Source organism: Faecalispora sporosphaeroides DSM 1294 (genome assembly GCA_000383295.1).
GTDB lineage: Bacteria > Bacillota > Clostridia > Oscillospirales > Acutalibacteraceae > Faecalispora > Faecalispora sporosphaeroides.
In genome coordinates this window covers 30,068-50,049 of sequence record KB911071.1, presented here as the reverse complement: position 1 = coordinate 50,049, position 19,982 = coordinate 30,068, and the positions used below count along the sequence as shown (strand labels likewise).

Annotated in this window: 18 protein-coding genes; 8 read left to right on the top strand and 10 right to left on the bottom strand. The window is 54.5% G+C overall.

Annotation, left to right across the window (positions count from 1 at the left end; all coding sequences use genetic code 11):
* The first annotated feature begins 7 nt into the window (after positions 1–7).
* Positions 8–145: a hypothetical protein gene (locus tag G340_RS17960; protein ID WP_020073733.1), complete on the top strand. Its 138-nt coding sequence runs from the start codon at positions 8–10 to the stop codon at positions 143–145.
* 115 nt (positions 146–260) lie between these two features.
* On the opposite strand, the gene G340_RS0111110 is transcribed toward G340_RS17960, so the two are convergent.
* The 5 genes from G340_RS0111110 to G340_RS0111090 form a co-directional block, all read right to left on the bottom strand.
* On the bottom strand, positions 261–923 hold the full coding sequence (locus G340_RS0111110) for a hypothetical protein (protein WP_020073732.1): 663 nt from the start codon (positions 921–923) through the stop codon (positions 261–263).
* A 380-nt stretch (positions 924–1,303) separates the two neighbouring features.
* Positions 1,304–1,498 (bottom strand): hypothetical protein, encoded by a 195-nt coding sequence (locus G340_RS17955; protein ID WP_154653184.1) that lies wholly within the window; start codon positions 1,496–1,498, stop codon positions 1,304–1,306.
* Between the two features lie 326 nt (positions 1,499–1,824).
* Entirely contained in the window at positions 1,825–2,547 is a 723-nt protein-coding gene (locus tag G340_RS0111100) for a DUF4367 domain-containing protein (protein ID WP_020073730.1), read from the bottom strand.
* The gene (locus G340_RS0111095; protein ID WP_326522386.1) at positions 2,540–3,076 is read right to left on the bottom strand and encodes an RNA polymerase sigma factor; all 537 of its coding nucleotides are present in this window, start codon (positions 3,074–3,076) and stop codon (positions 2,540–2,542) included. Before G340_RS0111095 ends, G340_RS0111100 begins: the two co-directional genes overlap by 8 nt.
* A gap of 195 nt (positions 3,077–3,271) precedes the next feature.
* A complete protein-coding gene (locus G340_RS0111090) occupies positions 3,272–3,949 on the bottom strand; it encodes an HAD family hydrolase (protein ID WP_020073728.1) in 678 nt (225 codons plus the stop codon).
* 160 nt (positions 3,950–4,109) lie between these two features.
* Between G340_RS0111090 and G340_RS0111085 the strand changes: the two genes are divergently transcribed.
* From G340_RS0111085 to G340_RS0111060, 5 genes are all read left to right on the top strand, one after another.
* Positions 4,110–5,282: an NAD(P)-dependent malic enzyme gene (locus tag G340_RS0111085; protein WP_020073727.1), complete on the top strand. Its 1,173-nt coding sequence runs from the start codon at positions 4,110–4,112 to the stop codon at positions 5,280–5,282.
* A gap of 144 nt (positions 5,283–5,426) precedes the next feature.
* Entirely contained in the window at positions 5,427–6,782 is a 1,356-nt protein-coding gene (locus G340_RS0111080) for a S1C family serine protease (protein ID WP_020073726.1), read from the top strand.
* 396 nt (positions 6,783–7,178) lie between these two features.
* Positions 7,179–8,795, top strand: coding sequence for a peptide ABC transporter substrate-binding protein (locus G340_RS0111070; protein WP_326522385.1), 1,617 nt, complete (start codon positions 7,179–7,181; stop codon positions 8,793–8,795).
* 151 nt (positions 8,796–8,946) lie between these two features.
* On the top strand, positions 8,947–9,336 hold the full coding sequence (locus G340_RS0111065) for a hypothetical protein (RefSeq protein ID WP_020073723.1): 390 nt from the start codon (positions 8,947–8,949) through the stop codon (positions 9,334–9,336).
* Complete coding sequence (locus tag G340_RS0111060; RefSeq protein WP_020073722.1) at positions 9,314–9,682, top strand: hypothetical protein; 369 nt, start codon at positions 9,314–9,316, stop codon at positions 9,680–9,682. The genes G340_RS0111065 and G340_RS0111060 overlap by 23 nt, the downstream gene beginning before the upstream one ends.
* A gap of 48 nt (positions 9,683–9,730) precedes the next feature.
* Here the strand turns inward: G340_RS0111060 and G340_RS0111055 are convergent, their stop codons facing one another.
* The 4 genes from G340_RS0111055 to G340_RS0111040 all read right to left on the bottom strand — a co-directional run bounded on the left by G340_RS0111055 (position 9,731) and on the right by G340_RS0111040 (position 17,031).
* Positions 9,731–11,635, bottom strand: a complete 1,905-nt coding sequence (locus G340_RS0111055; protein ID WP_020073721.1) for an ABC transporter ATP-binding protein — start codon at positions 11,633–11,635, stop codon at positions 9,731–9,733.
* A complete protein-coding gene (locus G340_RS0111050) occupies positions 11,632–13,365 on the bottom strand; it encodes an ABC transporter ATP-binding protein (protein ID WP_020073720.1) in 1,734 nt (577 codons plus the stop codon). The genes G340_RS0111055 and G340_RS0111050 overlap by 4 nt, the downstream gene beginning before the upstream one ends.
* Positions 13,366–13,720: 355 nt before the next feature.
* Complete coding sequence (locus tag G340_RS0111045) at positions 13,721–14,662, bottom strand: glycosyltransferase family 2 protein (protein WP_020073719.1); 942 nt, start codon at positions 14,660–14,662, stop codon at positions 13,721–13,723.
* Positions 14,662–17,031, bottom strand: a complete 2,370-nt coding sequence (locus G340_RS0111040; RefSeq protein WP_326522384.1) for a YfhO family protein — start codon at positions 17,029–17,031, stop codon at positions 14,662–14,664. Before G340_RS0111040 ends, G340_RS0111045 begins: the two co-directional genes overlap by 1 nt.
* Positions 17,032–17,673: 642 nt before the next feature.
* On the opposite strand from G340_RS0111040, the gene yfbR reads away from it, so the two are divergent.
* The gene (yfbR, locus tag G340_RS0111030) at positions 17,674–18,288 is read left to right on the top strand and encodes a 5'-deoxynucleotidase (protein WP_020073716.1); all 615 of its coding nucleotides are present in this window, start codon (positions 17,674–17,676) and stop codon (positions 18,286–18,288) included.
* 132 nt (positions 18,289–18,420) lie between these two features.
* Positions 18,421–19,491: an LCP family protein gene (locus tag G340_RS0111025; RefSeq protein ID WP_020073715.1), complete on the top strand. Its 1,071-nt coding sequence runs from the start codon at positions 18,421–18,423 to the stop codon at positions 19,489–19,491.
* Between the two features lie 50 nt (positions 19,492–19,541).
* Here G340_RS0111025 and G340_RS0111020 read toward each other — a convergent pair whose 3' ends face one another.
* Complete coding sequence (locus G340_RS0111020) at positions 19,542–19,796, bottom strand: Smr/MutS family protein (protein WP_020073714.1); 255 nt, start codon at positions 19,794–19,796, stop codon at positions 19,542–19,544.
* Positions 19,797–19,982 lie beyond the last annotated feature (186 nt).

Genomic DNA, 19,982 nt, shown 5'->3' with positions numbered 1-19,982 from the left:
CTCGATTGTGGAAGTGGGCCAGAAAATCGGAGGAGGGACAGAAGCTAACAATTCTTTTGCATTTCAGGGGGATTTGCAAACCGTTATAGAAGCTAGAGAGGTGACGGCGATTGAAATTTTCGGCTCGCGGGTTTCTTTGGAATAATACATGATGGAATACCCGAAAAGAGAAGCGCCCCTGTGCCAAGACACAGAGGTGCTTCTCTTTTCGGGATAAATAGACTAGGATAGAACCTACGTCGTAAGCAATATAAAAAAGATCAGGAGGCCGGGAGGACGATGATGTTGTCGGACGGTGAGAAGGCCCCCGCAAAGGTGGCCCGCGGGAAGGCGGCTTTCATCAGCTGAATCGCTTTTTCCAGATTTTTCTGGAAAAGCTTGACCTCCCGTTTATCGATCAGGTTGTCCGCGCGAACATTCATATACGGAATCAGGTCAGCCAATTCCCGGGTGTTTTTCTGAAACGCTTCCTCCTGGGGGACACGGCCGTCTGTCTCAAGCCGGCTTTTGAGCTGCTCCAGATAATCCGATTCCGCGGCGGTAAAGAAATCCAGAGACTGCCTGACCTCCGTTGGAATCAGCTGGTCTTTCAGCTCGGACTGGATGAAATAATCATTGCGCAGAAAATAGCCGGGCCGAGAGGGACTGCCGCCTTGCAGGTAGCCCAGCAGGTAGTCGGCAGATTTTCCGGGCTCCTGCCCGATTGCCATTTGTGCAACATTTTGCAGGGTGTTGCATTGATCGAACCAGCCTCGTGTAAACAAATTGGAAAGTGTGGTCGCCAACTGTGTTTCCGACTGCGCTCTTGCTGAGGAAGATGGGAGAGTGCAACCGGTAACCATCAGCACCATCACTGTAAAAAGCAGAATTCCGATTTTGGGGGGAGAGAGTCGTTTCTGTTTTTTATCGACAGGTAAACGCACGGCAATCTCTCCTCCTCCAATCCTTTATTGATTACTTTCGTTTGAAAAATAACGATCAATAGAATATATCATTTTGAAAAAACTGTTAGGCGTCGCGCATTTATAGGGAACTTCGTTTGACATTGTCGGGATCAGTTGATTTTAAAAATAAAGCCGGTAAGACAAAAGAAGAAAATGATAGAGCTATTGTGCGTTGGGAGGGTTCCGTTTCCCATCCGTTCCAATGCGGATGGGAAACGGAAAATGGAGGAATGTAACAGCATGAAAAGGCGAATAGGTTGAAATTGTATTTTGTTATGAGAGGTTTGGGCGTTACCAAAATCAAAAGCGCTTAAATCTGCGCAGTGATATTTTTTGAAGTGGAAACCGTTTCGGTGTCATCAGCAGGAATCTCTGTCGGAAGCAGTGATATACTCTACCGTGCCGTTTCGATACACACTTGCGTTGACTTCCAGTATATAGGAATGTCCGCTCGCAACGTAATACGTTTTATCAAGGTACAACGTATCACTGGAAACAGTCTTTTTCCATGACTTTACCGTTTTGGTTCCGTTGCTGGTAACCTGCTTCAGCAAAAGAGTAGCGGAGATTTTGTTTGTTCCGGGTCGGGCATAAATTTCGGCAGAACATGCCGACTTATTCCCAGAAAAATTTAAGGTTACAATGACAATATCCGTATTATCCCACATAACGTGATAATCGGAGTTTGCTTTTGGTACATTCAGCTTTTCCGCCGCAAAAGCCGGGACGCTCATGGTAAACATCATTGAAAAGGCCAATAAAAACGCGAAGATTTTTTTACACATAACCATTCTCCTTTATTTTTGAATTTTCCTTACATTGATATAACGATTGAGACCCCCGTTTTGTTACAGAATTTTCCAAAAAAAATTATTTTTTTTTACTTTGAAATGCTTTCTGCCATTTTTACAAGTTCTTTCGGGGAGATTTTGGAGCTTAACAGGAAACTGTAAGAATGATTTTGCCAAACCAGAGAAGACATTTCATCCGGCTCATTTGCAGTGAAAAGACTGGCTTTTTCTCCTTGTATTTCGATTTCTGTACGAGTGGTGCGTTCGGTATCGATAAAAAAAGCGCCTTCCATTGGAAGGGAGCTTCTCCGGAAAAGAATAAGTTCCCCTTGATCGTTTCGATATTTTGCAATAAGGCTCGAATTGATTTGACTTGTCTCTACTTCTACAAATCCCTCTGGTAGATAGCGCGGCTTTCCCTCGGAATTTTCGGGCGGGGATGGTTCGCCGGAAGAAGCCTGTCCGTCCTGATACTGAATAGCGGCATGGTCGGAGGCCCAATTTATCACGGCATTAAAAATCACGTTGCGGGAGGCCTCCACGCTCAGCAGACTGACCACGGAAACCGGTACAATGATCGCCGCGATCACCGCCGCCCTTTTCGCCGCCTTCTGCATCCGCAGACGTGAGGCTTTGTGATTGGCGGCCTTGATCCATTTTTCGATTTCTTTTCGGGTGGATTCAGATAAATCATAATCATCCGTCAACTCTTTTGCTGCTGGAAGCTCGTGCAGTTCTTTTTCAAAATGTTCCTTCACCGCTGTTTGGAGCATAACTTCAAAAATTTGGTTTTTCATTTCCGGCTTATTCATGGGCCGCACCCCCTTCCGTCAGCTTTTGTAAAAGGGCAGCTTTGGCCCGATGCAGCCGCACCCGTACATTCTCCTGCGAAATATTCAGCAATGCCGCGATTTCACGGTCGGAGTAGTCGTAAATATATTTCAGCTTTAAAACGCTGCCCGATTTTTCACTCAACTCGGAGATCCCGCTTAAAATTGTGCGGTAGCCTTCTTCCGACGCGAGCGTTTCATAGGGAAGATCCTCTAAATTGCCGGGCAGGTTGGTTTCATCCAGAGAAACCAGACCCCATCGATTTTCTGACTTCAGCATGTCGTAACAAATATTCCTCACTAATATAACGATTAATCCCTTTGTTTTGTTACAATCTTCAAAAGAAAATTTTTGCAGGTTGTCGATAATCTTGATATAGGTTTGAGAAACCGCGTCTTCCGCTTTATCATGATCCTTTAAAATCTCTCTGGCTATGTACATCATCAACCGGTGATAGTTATGGTATAAGTTTTCTATTATACTTCGGTCTTCCTCATTTTGAATTACCATGCTGAAAATCAGCACTGATCATCACCTCTTCGCCTTTTGCTGCTCTCATTATATAGTATATACAGAAAGAAAACCAACGTTGTCTTTGTGTTTTTTACAATTTTTGTGTGATTGTGACACAGAAAAAGAGCATGGGCCGCGGCATCACACCGCGGCCCATGCTCTTTTTCTTCCGTGCTTTCTTATGTTCCTGTATCAGTCTGCCTCAGCCTCTCCCAGCGCGATCGACAGAATCTCATTCGGATGGCGCACAATATGTTTTGCGTGACTTTGCTCCAGTTCACTGCGGCAGCGAAAGCCCCACAGCACGCCTACGGTGTCCATCCCGGCGGCGGTACCGGTTTGCATATCCACATTGCTGTCGCCGATGTAAAGACAGTTCTTCGGTTCTGCGTCAAGCTCTTTCGCGATTTCCAGAGCGCCCTCCGGCGACGGCTTGCGCTCTACGTTGAAACGCTGGCCGTAGCACACGTTGAACAGCCCCGGAGAATACAGCATCGTAATCAGGCGCGAGGTAATGTGGTGCGGTTTGTTGGAAAGCACCGCCAGCTTGATTCCGCGATTCTTCAGCTCCCGCAGCATATCTTCCATGCCGGCGTACTGATCTACAAAATACATCGGGTCCTGCTCGTAAAGATTTTCGTAGGTTTTGCGCAGCAGAATCACATCATCTTCGGTGTATCCTTTCGGAGAAACCTCCTGAAGCATTCCGCGCATCAGAAGATCCGAGCCTTTTCCAACCAGGTAGCGATATTTTTCACGATCAATTGCCGGGTAACCGCACTCCTCCAGCGCAGAGTTGCCGAAATGCGCAATGGAATCGAGCGTATCTGCCAGGGTTCCATCCAAGTCAAAAATACATGCTTGGTACATGATAAGCAATCTCCTTTCTGTATGGTATCTGAAATATTGCTTACATTCTTATCTAAACATATTTTTCGCCGTTTTGCAAGGATTTGCAGGAACTATTCTTGAAAGCTGCAGAAAATATGTTATACTGGAATCAAATGTGCAAAAATTGGAGGAACAGCAAATGAATTATGCAGCAGAAGCATTAAAAAGGCATAGAGAATGGAAAGGAAAGATTCAGATTCAGGTCAACTGCCCCGTTGAAACCAGAGACGATCTCTCCGTTGCTTATACACCCGGCGTGGCGGAGCCCTGTAAAGAGATCAGCAAGGATGTGGACAAGTCTTACGAATACACGCGCCGCGGCAACCTGGTGGCAGTTGTAACGGACGGTACGGCCGTGCTGGGGCTTGGCGACATCGGCCCGGAGGCCGGAATGCCCGTCATGGAGGGGAAGGCCGTTTTGTTCAAGACGTTCGGCGGTGTGGACGCGATTCCGCTGTGCATCCGCTCCAAGGATACCGACGAGATCGTGCGTACGGTAGAGCTTCTGGCCGGTTCGTTCGGCGGCATCAATCTGGAGGATATTGCAGCGCCCCGCTGCTTTGAAATCGAGCGCCGCCTGAAAGCGTCGCTGGATATCCCGGTGTTCCACGACGACCAGCACGGTACGGCGGTTGTGGTGGGTGCGGCGATGATCAACGCGCTGAAGGTCGTGAAAAAGGATATCGCCAAGGTGTGCGGTGTGGTTAACGGCGCAGGCTCCGCGGGCATCGCGTGCGCAAAGCTGCTGCTGTCTCTCGGTGTGAAGAATCTGATTCTGTGCGATCGCAAGGGCGCCGTCTGCGAGGGCGAGGACTGGCTCAACCCGGGGCAGGCCGACATGGCGAAAATCACAAACCGGGAGCATGTTCGCGGCACACTGGCCGACGTGATGAAGGGTGCGGATTTCTTTTTGGGCGTTTCCGCCCCAAACTGCGTGAGCGCAGAGATGGTAAAAAGCATGGCGCCGCGCCCCGTTGTATTTGCGATGGCAAACCCGGTGCCCGAAATTTTCCCCGAGGAAGCGTTGGCTGCCGGGGCGGCTGTGGTTGGCACAGGCCGCTCCGATTACCCGAACCAGATCAACAATCTGCTGGCGTTCCCCGGTATTTTCCGCGGCGCGCTCGACGTTCGCGCGAAAGACATCAACGACGAAATGAAGCTTGCGGCTGCGTTTGCCATTGCAGGGATGATCCCCGCGGAGGAGCTTTCTCCGGAATATATTATTCCCTCCCCGCTCGATAAGAGCGTGGCGCCCGAGGTGGCAAAGGCCGTTGCCGAAGCCGCCCGCCGCACCAACGTGGCCCGCATTTGAGCTCTTTCATCATATTTTCAGTTCACGGTCACATTTTTTTCTCGATTCCGTCATAAAAAAGATAAGCAGTCTTCACAGGTTTTTCACATTCCTTTGGCATACTAAAGCTATCGAAACAAGCCACATAGGAAAGGACCTGATGTTATGTATCCCTATGATGATTACGACAAACAGAACAACACGCCGCGCGACAACTATACAACGAGGGGCAGCTACCAGTGGAACAACCCACAGCAGCAGGTGCAGTGGGACGGCAGCACTTACCGTTCGTATGGTTCTCAGCAGCCGGGCGGCTACAACAGCTCTTCCTCCGGGCCAGAGCCCCCCAAAGGGCCAAAAAAGAGGACAGTCACCAAAATTTTGTGCGGTGTTTTGGCCTGTCTGATGATTTCGGCGGGCTCCGTCGGCGGTTTTGTCGCATTGGTCAATAACGGATATGTCACCCTGAACGGCGGCGCCGCTTCCAGCAGCGCTTCCTCGAGTCAGGCTCCCGCCTCCTCCTCCATTCTGACGACGCCGACCACCACGACGAAGGCCGGCTCGCTCACAGTACAGGAGATCGCGAAAAAGGTGATTCCCTCCGTCGTTTGCATTCAGAATTATCAGGTGAGTCAGTCGCTGAGTTTACAGCGCCGCTCCGGCAGTGATGAATCGGCGGTTGCCCCCGCGAGCGAGGGCTCGGGCATCATCATTTCTTCGGACGGCTATATCGTCACAAACGCCCATGTGGTCTCCGGGGCGGATTCCCTGAAGGTGATTTTGTCCGACGGGAAATCTCACGAAGCCAAGCTGATCGGCAGCGATACCGTAACCGACCTGGCGGTGGTGAAAATTCAGGCGACCGGCCTGACAGCCGCCGAGCTGGGCTCCTCCTCCTCCCTGCAGGTGGCGGACACCGTTATGGCGATCGGCAACCCCGGCGGCCTGGAATTCAACTCCAGCGTAACCATCGGCTATGTTTCCGCGCTGAACCGTGAAATCACCAACAGCGAAAACGGCTACACCATGAAATGCATCCAGACCGACGCGGCGATTAACCCCGGCAACTCCGGCGGCGCGCTGGTCAATTCCACGGGCCAGGTCATCGGCATCAACTCCTCCAAGATTGTGGCGGAGGGCTACGAGGGCCTTGGGTTCGCCATTCCGATCGACGATGCCAAGCCGATTATTGAAGACCTCAAAAAGTACGGCTATGTGAAGGACCGCGCAATGCTCGGAATTTCGGGCCAGTTTGTCGATACCATGATTTCCCGCCTGTACGGGCTGCCGGTCGGGTACTATGTGTCCTCCGCGGTGAATCCCTCCGTCAGCGCGGCGGGGATTGAAGCCGGCGACGTTATCACCAAGATAGACGGCAAGCAAATCAATTCCAGCACCGTGCTCACGTCCGCAATTGCGGCGAAAAAGCCGGGAGAAACCGTTTCGCTGAGTGTGACAAGGCCGAAGACGGGCAAGACCTTTACGGCGAGCGTCACGCTGGCGCAGTCTACCGGCAGCTGATTTTACTAACAACGATTTTTCACAACGAGAATTAGAGAGTGCCAAATGTTTCCTCTTCAAGCGGTAGACATCTTCTGCTTCGAGTTTCAAGGCTCTCTCAGCCGTCGGCAGCTATGCTGCCGCTCACGGCGTGAGGTTCTTATAAACTCTCTTCCTTCCAAACAAAACGGCGGCCCCATTTCGGGCGCTGCGGAAAAGCAGCAAAGCAAATTCAATGCCTTGCTGCTTTTTTCGCGTTTTCCGGGCCTCCCGGCGCGTTGCAAACGCCCGTGAAACATGCTAGAATTGAATGGAAAAGAAAGAAACACAGGTGTTTTCTTTTTCCTGCCGAAGGCGCGGGAAAAAAGCAGATATTTAACCTTTTAAATTGACATACTATGATAAGAATACGAATAGGTGATAAAGTTGAGAAGGATGCTTTCTGCGCTCCTCGTCGCGTGCATGCTGCTGGTGTTTCCGTCCTGCGGGCAGCAAAAGAACGAGGCCGCGGACAAAATAATAAAATACTACGTTGATCAGGAGCCACAAACGCTCGACCCGCAGGTGGCTACCGATTCTTCCGCAATTCTGGCCATCGGCGCCCTTTACGAGGGCCTGACCCGGCTCGACCAAAACGGAAAAGCGGTTCCCGGCGTAGCGGAGAGCTGGAGTGCGAATGATGCGGCCACCGTGTTTACCTTTCGGCTGCGCGAAAACGCTGTGTGGTCCGACGGTCAGCCGGTAACGGCGGCGGATTTTGTGTTTGCGTTTCGCCGTGCGCTGGCCCCGCAGACCAAATCGGAGGCCTGCCGCCCGCTGTATGTGGTGAAGAATGCCCGCAAGGTCAGCGCCGGCTCCCTGCCGACCGACCAGCTGGGTGTGCGGGCTGAAAACGATACAACACTGGTGGTGGAGCTGGAGTACGCGTATGCGGATTTTCCGTCGCTGACCGCTGAGGGCGTATTCATGCCCTGCAATGAAGCATTCTTTCAGCAGACGCAGGGCAAATACGGCCTGGAATACAAATCCATTTTAAGCAACGGACCGTTTGTTTTGGGGAACAAGTACAGCTGGGATCACGGCAAGCAGATCAAGCTGACCCGCTCCGACACGTACCGCGGCGCACAGGCCGTGCTGCCGGCCGCTCTGATTTTTTTCATGAGCGGTTCGGATGTGGACGTCGCCGACCCGATCAAGGCGCTTACCACCTCGGCGGTAGACGCGATCGCTCTGCCGGAGCAGCAGGTGGCGAAGGCGCAGGAGCTGGGTCTGCCGATCACCTCGTTCCAGGATATCACCTGGGGGCTGGCGTTCAACACCCAGGACCCGCTGATGCAGAACGAAAAGATCCGGCAGGGCCTGGTGCGGGCGCTGCCGCGGCAGAAGCTTTTGGAGCACCTGCCCGAAAAGGCGGCGCAGGCGGAATATATCATTGGCCCGCAGGCCATGCTGATGGGCCGGAATTACCGGCAGCAGGCGGGCACGGCGGCGGGATACCTGAAGGAGGGCACGCAGGGCGGCACATTGGTGCAGGCCGGCCTGAAAGAGCTTGGGCACCCGGAGTTTTCTCACGTTACGGTACTGTGCCCGGACACCGAGCAGAGTAAGCTGATGGTAAACGAAATGCTCGTGGCGTGGAACCGCCTGACAGGCCAGTATTTCAGCATGCAGCCTATGGCGGAAAGCGAGCTCCGGAAGGCGGTGGATTCGGGAGAATACCAGATTGCGCTCACCGGGATTTACCCGGAGAAGGACGGCAAGATGCTCTCCGTGTTCCGATCCGACAGTCCGCAGAATCCGTCGCGCCTTGCCAGCCCGGAGTTTGACCGTTTGCTGCTCGCAGCGGAGCAGTCCGGCGGCGCCGCCGCGCTTTCTTCGTATCTTCAGGCGGAAAATTACCTGAGCGCTCACGCGGTTTTTTACCCGATTTATTATAAGAACAGCTATTACGCCTGCGGAAAAGGAGTCACCGGAATCGTATTTCGCCCCAACTCCGCCGGAATTGATTTTTTACTTGCTGGAAAAACGGACTAGGGATTGACGAAAGACGGCAAATTCTATATAATGTAACGACGGAGCCGCGGGGGATGTTTTCCCCGCGGGTAACATGCACGAAGCAGGCCTGCCCCATTGCGGGATACGGCTTTGACAGAGAACCCTGACGGGGTTAAGGGAGGACGAAAGGATGTTGGACACAGCCTTGTCGAAAAAGCTTTCTTTGATCGTTGCGATTGTAAACCGCCATCAAGGGGAAAAGGTATCAAAGCTTCTCAATTCCGAACATCTGAATTTCAACTATATCTTTCTGGGACATGGCACAGCCAGCTCAGAACTGCTGAATTATCTTGGAATCGGCGAAACGGAAAAGGATATTGTGCTCAGCTCCGCTCCGGCGGAGAAGGTTCCGGAACTGATGAAAAAGCTGCAGCATGAGATGCAGCTGGATAAAGCGGGCAGCGGCGTTGCATTTACAATCCCGATTTCCAGTGTAGGCGGATCAAAAACCCTGTCGCTTATGACGGGCGAGTTTCAAAAAGGAAAGGGGGATTCCTGTGATTGCTGCGAGCCAGTATAATCTGATCATTACCATTGTAAGTCGTGGGTATTCGGAACAGGTAATGAAAGCGGCGAAACTGGGCGGCGCCACCGGAGGAACCATTGTGTTAGCGCGCGGAGCGGGAATGCACGAGGCGGAGAAAATCCTCGGGTTCTCGATTCATCCGGAAAAAGAGATCGTTCTGATTTTGACCCTACGGGATAGAAAGCAGGGCATTATGCGGGCCATTTGTGAGAGCTGCGGGTTCTGCACCGAGGCGCACGGCATCTCGATCGCGGTACCGGTAGAGGATGCGACGGGACTGCCGGTAGCCGATATGGAGCGGGAGCTGCGTGCGCAGGAGCTTCGCAAAACAGGTACGTGAATTAAAAAAGACAGAGCTCTTTCCCTTTTGGGAAAGAGCTCTGTCTGCTTATGAGAGCTCGGATATGCCGCGGTACAGCTGGTCATATCTGCCGTGCAGGGACAAAAGCTCCTCATGGGTGCCCTGCTCTACCATGCGGCCGTGCTCCAAAACGAGAATGCGGTCCGCACCGCGCACGGTGGAAAGGCGGTGGGCAATCACAAGCACGGTGCGGCCCTGCATCAGGCGGTTCATTCCCTGTTCAATCAGCACCTCGGTGCGCGTGTCGATGGAAGAGGTCGCTTCATCCAGAATCAGCACGGGCGGGTCTGCCACGGCGGCCCGGGCAATTGCCAGCAGCTGTCGCTGCCCCTGCGACAGGTTGGCCCCGTCGGCGGTCAGCACAGTGTGGTACCCCTGCGGAAGATGCCGGATGAACGAATCGGCATTTGAAAGTGTTGCGGCGGCGACGACCTCGTCGTCGGTCGCGTTCAGTCTGCCGTAGCGGATGTTTTCCATCACCGTGCCGGTGAACAGATGGGTGTCCTGCAGCACCAGAGCGAGGGAGCGGCGCAGGTCATCCTTTTTGATGCTGCCGATTTCAATGCCGTCGAAACGGATGCTGCCCTGCTGCACCTCATAAAAGCGGTTGATCAGGTTTGTGATCGTGGTTTTTCCCGCTCCGGTGGAGCCGACAAACGCGAATTTTTCCCCGGGGTTCGCACACAGCGAAAGATCGCTGAGCACGGGCTTTTCCGGGTCGTAGCCGAACACCACGTGTTCAAGCTCTACCCGGCCCTCCAGCCTGCGCAGAGAAGCGCCCGCATGGGGGGCGGGAATCTTCCAGGCCCACAGGCTGCCGTGCTCTTTGCTTTCGCACAGGGTGCCGTCGGCGTTCTGCTCCGCATGCGTCAGCGTGACGCGGCCTTCGTCGATTTCCGGCGGTTCATCGATCAGCGCAAAGATGCGCTCGGCCCCGGCCAGCGCGTTGAGCACCGAGCTAAGCTGCTGCGACATCTGCGTCAGCGGGGAGGAGAAGCTGCGGGTGAACTGCAAAAACAGCACCACGGTGCCGAGCGTGAGAATATTGCCGATAGCCAGTATGCAGCCCAGAACAGCGGTGAGAGCGTATTGCAGACTGGCCAGATTGGTCATGATGGGCAGCAGAATATTGGCAAATGTGTTGGCCCGGTCGGCGGATTCGCGCAGGGCTTCGTTGATGCGCCGGAATTCTTCGCGCGCGGCCTGCTCATGACGGAATACCTTGACGACGCGCTGCCCCTCGATCATTTCTTCAATATAGCCGTTGAGAGAGCCGAGCGCGGCCTGCTGCTTTTGAAAGGCGTCCCCGCTCCTTCCGCCAATCACGCGGATGACGTTCACCATCACCGCCAGCAGGAGGACGGTAAGAAGCGTCAGCTGCCAGCTGTACCAGAGCATGAGCACAAAAATTCCAGTAACGGTGAGAAGGGACGAAAGAAAGCTGGTCACACTGCTGTTGATCATATCGCGCAGTGTGTCGGTGTCGTTGGTAAAGCGGCTCATCAGCTCACCGTTCGATTTGGAATCGAAATAGCGCAGGGGGAGGTGCTCCATTTTTGCAAACAGTTCTGTGCGGATTTTGTAGAGCGTTGTGGTGGAAATTTTGAGCATCAGGTAGCTGTACAGATACGACCCAAGCGCGCTTGCCACGAACAGCGCGAGCATGGCAAACGTCAAACGCAGAAATTTGTGCATCAGCGCGCCGTCGTACTGCCGAACCAACGGGGTCAGGCAGTCGTCGATAATGGTTTTCAGCAGGGCGCTGCCGGCAATTTGTGCGCCTGAGCTGACGAGGATGGCGGCTGTTACAACCGCGAGATGGGCCCGGTAGGGGCGCAGATAGCCCAAAATGCGCCGGATGGTTTTGCCGGTATTTTTCTTTTCCGCAGGGGAATCGTTTTTTTCTTCGGGATTTTTTTCTGCCGCGCTCATATCGGCATTCCTCCCTTCTGCTGGGATTCGACAATCTCGCGGTAAATTGGATTGCCGTCGAGCAGCTCCTCATGGGTGCCGACCCCGCTGATCGTTCCGCTGTCCATGACGATGATGCGGTCTGCGTCGCGCAGGGAGCTGATGCGCTGGGCGATGAGCAGTACGGTCGCACCGTGAAGCTCCCTGCGCAGGCCCTCGCGGATTCGGGCGTCGGTGGCGGTGTCCACCGCGCTGGTGGAGTCGTCAAGAATCATGATTTTCGGGCGGCTGAGCAGGGCGCGTGCGATGCACAGCCGCTGCTTCTGCCCGCCGGAGAAGTTGGCGCCGCCCTGCTCCACGCGGGTTTCAAGGCCATTCGGCAGGGCGTCGATGAATTCTTTGGCCTGCGCGGCCCGGCAGGCGTTCTCCAGCTCCTGCTGTGTGGCGTTCGGGTTCCCCCACAGCAAATTTTCCCGGATGGTGCCGGAGAAGAGGGTGTTTTTCTGCAATACCATCGAAATGCCTTTGCGCAGCGCGTCGAGGGAATACTCCTGCACCGGGCGGCCCCCTACCAGCAGCCGGCCGCCCGACAGCTCATACAGACGGGGAATCAGCTGCACCAGAGTGGATTTTGCCGAGCCGGTGCCGCCGATGATGCCGATTATCTCGCCCGGGCGGATGGAAAGGCTGATGTGCTCCAGCGTCAGGTTGTCACCCGGCCCGCCGTACGAGAAAGACGCGTCCACAAACTCGATGGAGCCGTCGGTCAGCTCTGGCGACGGTGCAGGGATGTCCTGAATGGAGGGCGCCTCGGCGAGCACCTCCTGAATCCGTGTGACGGACGCGCGGGACAACACGCACAGCAGGAAGATCATCGACAGGAACATCAGCGACATCAAAATCTGGGAGACATAGCTCAAAAAGGCGGAAAGCTGCCCGAGCTCCAGCCCGCCTGCAACCACCAGATTGCCGCCGAACCACACCACGGCCACAATACAGCCCGAAATCGTCAGCTGTAAAATGGGCAGGGTCAGCAGAACCAGGCGCTCGGCGAAAAATTGAGCTTTGCGCAGGGCCTCCGCGCCTTCAGTAAATTTTTCGGTCTCGTATTCCTCACGCACACAGGCCTTGACAACCCGGATGCCGGTCAGGTTTTCTTGAACGGAGGCGTTCATGGCGTCTACGCGGCGCAGCATCTGCTGAAAGCGCGGGTACCCGTTTTTCATCATATAGACGATTGCGGCAGCCAGGATGGGTACGGCGGCGAGAAAAATCAGAGAAAGCCTGCGGCTGAGGAGCACCGCCAGGAAGGCCGCGCCCACCAGCAGAATCGGCGCCCGCAGGCCCATACGCAGAATCATCAAAAACGCGTTCTGCACGTTGGTCACGTCGGAGGTCAGGCGGGTGATCAGCGACGCGGAGGAAAAATGATCGACGTTGGAGAAGGAGAAAGCCATTACCCTGTCGAACAGGGCGGTGCGAAGGTTTGCAGCCAGCCCGGTACAGGCCCGGGAGGCAAGGCGCCCGGCCAGCGCGCCGAAGACCAGCGCCGCCAGCGCCATCAAAAGCATCAGCCCGCCCATTTTTACGGTATAAGAAATTCCGCCGCCGCCCAGCACGCCCTGATCGATCAGGCCGGCCATTGCATAGGGGATGAAAAGCTCCATCAGCACTTCCCCGAGAATCAGAAACGGAGCCAAAAGAGCGTCCCGCCGGTATTTGCCGAGCAGGGTGTACAGCTGTTTGAGCATGCAGTTCCTTCCTTTCGCCGCGCAGAGCGGCAAACTGTGCGCTCGGCTCTGTGGGAAAGCCCGGCTGCTTTACAGTGCGAACGCATCTGCCTATAATTTGCGCAGATGGGTACCGTTCCATTCGCAAAGCGGCCGCTGTTCGGCACAAAAAAGCCCGGCCCAAGATTGGACCGAGCTCAAAGTTGCCGAAAAGGTCATACAAGCATAAATTGTTTTCTGCGTTGGCTCCGCAAAGAGCCGCCCCATAACTTATTGGCAGGCTTTCTTTTGTTTGTCGCGTTTTCTTTTCGCCTGGCGGAACTCTCGACGGCCGCGCGTTTTTCGGCGCGCGGCGATTCTGCGCAGCACAGTGAGCTCAGCGGAGCTCTTCTTCGATTAAGTAGCGGGGTCTGTCCTTGACCTCATTGTAAATTTTCCCGATATAGCCGCCCAAAACGCCGATGCAGAGCAGCTGAATGCCGCCGAGCAGCCAGATGGAGCAAACAATGGCCGTCCAGCCCGCCACGGCGTTGCCGGTAAAGTAAGAGATGAGGGCGTACAGCAGGCCGAGAATGCTCAGAACGGAGACCAGCACCCCCAGATTCGCGATGATTTTAAGGGGCTTGACGCTGAACGAGGTGATGCCGTCGAGCGCGAAGGAGATCATTTTTTTGAGCGGATATTTGGATTCGCCCGCAAAGCGCTCGTGCCGTTCATACGTTACAGTGCCGCTGCGAAAGCCGATGAGCGGCACAATGCCGCGCAGGAACAGATTTGTTTCGCGGTAGTCCGCCAGCGCGTCCAGCGCCCGGCGGCTCATCAGGCGGTAATCGGCGTGGTTGTAGACGAGGTCGACGCCCAGCATTTTCATGACCCGGTAAAAGGCCAGAGCGGTGCTGCGCTTGAAAAAGGTATCGGTTTCGCGCTTGCTGCGCACGCCGTACACCACGTCGCAGCCGTCCTGAAACTGGCGCACGAACTGGTCGAGCACCTCAATGTCGTCCTGCAGGTCGGCGTCCAGACTGATGGCGCAGTCTGCGTATTTTCGCGCGGTCATCAGCCCGGCCAGAAGCGCGTTTTGGTGGCCCCGGTTATGCGCCAGCTTGACCCCGCCCACCAGCGGATTTTCGCGGTGGTAGCCCTCGATCAGCTCCCAGGTTTTGTCGCGGCTGCCGTCGTCCACAAACAGCATGCGGCTTTCGGGCGACGCGATTCCGCTTTCGATCATGCTGCCGAGCTTTACGGTCAGGCGCTTGACGGTTTCGGGCAGCACCTGCTCCTCGTTGTAGCAGGGAATCACAAAATAGACAATAGACATTACAATTCCTCCTCCGCGGTTCCGTTTCCTGAAGATTTGATCCGGAAAATGCGGCGCTTGCGGTTTTTCTGCAGGCGGTTGTCCATGCGCAGGGTCAGGCGGTGGTACAGCACCAGAAGAACCGCCGCCGCGCCGGACAGGGCGATCCCCTCGCCAAGGCCCGGGGTGCGGTATTCAAAGCGGATGTCCGATTCCCCGGCGGGAACCTTCACGGCCATGAAGCCGACGCTCACCTTTTCCACCGGAACCGTCTGCCCGTTTACGGTTGCGCTCCAGCCGGATTCATACGGAACGCTGAAAAAGACCAGCCGCTCACGCTCCGCCGAATAATGCAGGGAAAACCCAGTGCTGTCGTGAGAGAAGCCAGTTCCCGCGCTGGCCCGCCGTTCCAGGCACGCCTCGTAATACGCGTTGTGAGTAAAGTCCAGATCCGCGGGATCGAGGGGCGTCAGCAGGGAGCCGTACGTTTGAATCTGTTGGTCGGAAAGCACCAGAGCGTGCAACAGAATCTGGTCGCGGTCCCCTTCGGAGGCTTCATCGTACTGCTCCTGAGTCACGTAAGAATCATAGGAAAAGCCCATGGGAATATAGTATTCATTTTCCCAAACATCAAAGCCGTTCTGGGTGCCGTAATAGTGCCAGCCCGGCATTTCGGGGTTTTGCCGGTTTTCGCCGCCGAAATAGTTGTCGTCCCCCGCATAGTCGAACAGCCAGCGGCAGGAGGTCAGCGCGCGCAGCCCGTACGTTTTGGTGTCCGGCCGCGAGCCGACGTCACGCGTGACGCCGATGGTGGGATAAAACTCCATAATCGAGCCGGGCACAATGCTGTGAAACGCCTGAATACTTGGGATCTGCCAGTACATGGCCTGATTGTCCATCGCGTGGTAAAAATCGGAGCGCACGTTCTGCAGATCGGGCAGGGAGACATCCGCGCCGCCGTTGAGCGCATAGGGAATCAGCTGTCTGCGCACATCCTCCGACTGGGTTTTGCCCAGGGAGATAAAGTAGATGGAGTATAGAAAGGAAATCGCGGCAATTCCGGCAAACATCCGGCGCTGAAAGATTTTCTTGTCGCGCTTCCAATATTTCATCACGATGCACAGCGCGAGCAGGCTGAGCAGAGCCAGGGCCACGTAGGCCCAAAAGCGGGTGGGATATTCCTCGAGCCCGATGGTGCGGGTGGTGGTACCGTTGCTGGTTTTCGACTGCGGCATCAGACCGATCGGCAGTGCGATGCCGAGTGTGATGCCCAGCACCCAGCGCACGGCCCTGCGCCAGTCGCTGCTTTCGCGCTCCAGAGAAATCAGGGTGGCAAGGCACATCATGAGCACCAGCATATAGAACCACCGCGCGTAATACGAGGCGTTGAACAGCTGAAACGCGGAATTCAGAATCGGCACCATGGCCATCAAAAACAGAATGCCGAGCAGCTTTTTCAGCCAGTGACGGCGGCGGTTCTGCAGAAAAGCGAAGACGCCCGTCATGCTGAACAGCGGCAACCACGCCCCAAGGGACGCCCATTTTGCCTCGGAGTTCGGGGTGAAGTTCGGCCGGGCCGGGATGTCCGGCGGGAAAAAGAACGACTGCAGAATGTGCATATAGCGCTGGTTCCAGCCGTACAAAAGCGCGCCCCAGCCGTCCGGCGGATTGTCGACGCGGGGGTTCTGGATCACCGTCAGGATGGTCGGCACCAGCAGCGCGCCGGAGAGCGCGACGCCCAGCACGGATTCGGCAAGCAGGAGCAGAAAATCCTTTACCGTGATTCTCCAGCTGCCGCAGAACGCCCGCACCAGCCAGTACAGGATGCAGAAAACGACCTGTCCCACAAAAAAGTAGTAATTGACAAAGCAGCTCGCGAACACCGTCACCGCGAAGATACCGCGCCGGCGGTGGTACATATATTCATCCATCGCCCACAGCAGCAGAGGGAATACGATGATCGCTTCGTGAAAATGATTGAAAAAGATGTTATAGACGGAAAAGCCGGAAAACGCGTACAGCATCCCGCCGGCCACGGCAAATTCGGGGTCGCGGACATAGCGTTTGAGATACAGGCAGCCGGCGCAGCCGGAGCAGGCAAATTTTAAAACCAGCAGGGGGCCCATCAGGTAGGGAACGGCGTTGCTGGGGAACGGGAGAGTCAGCCAGAAAAACGGGCTGCCCAGCAGATAAAAGGAGTAGGAGCCGATGAAATTGGCGCCCAAATCGGTCGTCCAGCTCCACCGCCAGCTGCCGCTGCGGATCGCGTCGTGGCACATGCGGTAGAAAGGAACCTGCTGAACATTAAAATCGCCGTAAAATAAAAAATAGCCGCTGTCTACCAGCTGAAAGGGAAGAAAAATCAGCGTGGCAAGACCCAGACTATACAAGAATGCTTTCAAGAGTACGTTCTTGTTTTCCATCGTTCTGGAAAGCAGATTCAAAACCGTTCACTCCTTTGCGCAGAAAATAAGCGTCTGCCTGTCCGCCGGAGAGTCAACCTGTGGAACAGTACGCAAACCGGCAGCCGAACGCGGCGGGCGGCCCGCGGAAGATTCCGCGAAAGCGGCGCTTTCGTCTCTTTCAATTTGTGCCGGCAGGGAGCCCAAACGCCGCGGCTAACGGGGTCGTTTAAGGTCAGGAAGACAACAGATATAAAGTATAACAGAGTTCATCTGCAGAAGGTACCTGATAGAAATGAATTTGCGGTGAGAAAATTAAGCAGCCGTTCAGGCTGGTTTGCAGCGTGAGGAGATGATAACAGAATGCAAAATAAATGGTTTAATTCATGGCGGCAGGACCGCCTTTTAATGTGGCTTATTCTGTTTCAATGTTCTCTCAGCCACCCGAAGCTCTGCTTCGGCTTGTGGCGTGAGGTTATTATAACATAGGAATTCCCCTGAATGAAGAGGAAATCATGCCAATTGTAAAATAATTTCGATTTGTTGTATCCTGCGATTTTCTCTGTTATAATAACTGTCGTAGTTGCTTTGAGCCGAAAATTGTCACATAAGCGGCCGGGAGGAATGGAAATGTATCATTTTTATGCGATGCTTTCGCGGATGAAATACATTAACCGATGGGGCCTGATGCGCAACACCAGAAGCGAGAATATCTGCGAGCACAGTCTCGATGTTGCGGTGATCGCTCACGCGCTGGCACTTTTGCGCAATACCCGCTTCGGCGGCAGCGTGAATCCCGAGCGGGCCGCGGTACTGGCCATGTTCCACGATGTTACCGAGATTTTAACGGGCGATTTGCCGACGCCGGTGAAATACGATAACCCTGAAATCCGGCAGGCGTACCGCCGGGTGGAGGAGATGGCACAGCGGCGCCTTCTGGCTTTGCTGCCGGAGGATCTTCGGGGGGCATACGAGCCGCTGATTTGTGAAAGCGGGCCGGGCGACGAGGAGCTTTATCCATTGGTGAAGGCAGCGGACAAAATTTCTGCTTTGATCAAATGCGTGGAGGAGCGCGGAATGGGCAACGCCGAATTCCACCGCGCCGAACAGGCGCAGCGGGAGACGATTCTGGCGATGGGCCTGCCGGAGGCGGAGTGCTTTTTAACGGAATTCCTGCCGTCTTACGAGCTGACGCTGGACGAACAGGACTTACCGGCAGAGGAATCCGATCCTGCGAATGTGTAAAAAATAAGGCGATTTGCCGCAGGAATGCAGGACATAAAAATGGATAAAACAGAACAAGATAACACATAGGGGAGTGCCTGCGGTGAAGACAAAAGCTTGCTCTGACCGAGGCGCCGAAGAAGGGATGATGTTGTGAAAAAGAAAGAGCCAACGAAGGGTCGCAGGCCCGCTTCAGGCAAAGGGAAAAGGGCGGTGATCCTCAATGTGGCGATTCTGGTCGTCAGCCTTGTTTTAATTACGGTGGGCGGGACGCTGGTTTACGCGGATCATCTGCTGGGTCGCATACAGTTTGAAACGGACCCGGTGCAGTCCTCGACGCCGGACAATTCGGGAGTGACCTCTTTTGATAACATGGGGAATTCCAAATATGTTGTCAACGGGCTGTATCACGACGACAAAATCCTGAACGTGCTGCTGATGGGTGTGGACGATTACCAGGCAAACGACAAGGGCCGCAGCGACAGCATGCTGATGGTCTCTTTGGATCGCAGACACGAAAAGCTGAAAATGACGTCCTTTATGCGCGACATGTACGTTTCCATCCCCGGCCATCAGGCCAACAAGCTGACGGTTGCGTATTCGATCGGCGGCCCGGCGCTGACGGTGCAGACCATTGAAAACGGCTTTGGCGTGGATATTGACCGCTATGTGCTGATCAGCAACGATTCCTTCAATAAAATTATCGACCGCCTGGGCGGCGTTACGGTGGAAATCTCCAGCGCGGAAGCAAGGCTGATCAATACCTATTCCGGCGAGTCCTCCTCCAAACGGCTGACCGGCGGGTTACAGCATATGACGGGGCGGCAGGCACATTATTATTCGCGTATCCGCGATATCGGCAACGATTATGAGCGCACGCTGCGCCAACGCAAGGTGCTGCAGGCGATTATCGATGAATTCAAAACGTCCGATCTGGGAACAATCAACGGAATTCTGTACGATGTGCTTCCTCTTGTGACCACCAACATGACCAAGAACGAGATTTTGTCGCTTGCTACCAACTCGCTGACGTATCTCAATTACCCCACCAGCCAGAACCGAATTCCCGTGGACGGAACCTTTGACGACCAGAGCATTCCGGGCGTCGGCTCCTCCCTGGTTGTCAATTTTCAGAAAAATCATGAAAAACTGGTGGAGTTCATTTACGAGGAGAATCTAGGGTCATCCGATTCCTCTCAGGGATCTTCTTTTGAAAGCCGCTGAGATCGATTTAAAAAGCCCTGGGCTGGCAGTAAAACAGCCCGGGGCTTTTTTTATCGTTCTTTTAGCAAAAGCCGCGTTTGCCCCTCATTCAGGGAGAGCAGCCTGCTTTGAATCCGCGTGTGCTTCAGCTCAAGGCGCACCATGTTTTTGAGCACCTGCCCGTGGCTGTACCCGTGAATCACCACGATCTCGCGCACGTCTTTTCCGGCGCGGGAGAGCAGCCGCTCCAGCTGACGCTTCGCGTCGTCTGAACGCATACCGTGGATGTCTACGGTCAACACGCTCCCTTTTTGGCTTGTCAGCATATGCGGCTGCTCCTTTCTCCTGCAGAAAATTCCCACACGGGGAATGCAAAATATGGGGGTTTATGTTATAATAACCTCACGCCGCAAACCGAAGCGGAGCTTCGGGCGGCTGAGAGAGCATTGAATCATCCAGAGCGAAAAAGAACAAAAATCTGGCGGATTGTTCTGAAAAAAGCTGGAAACGGG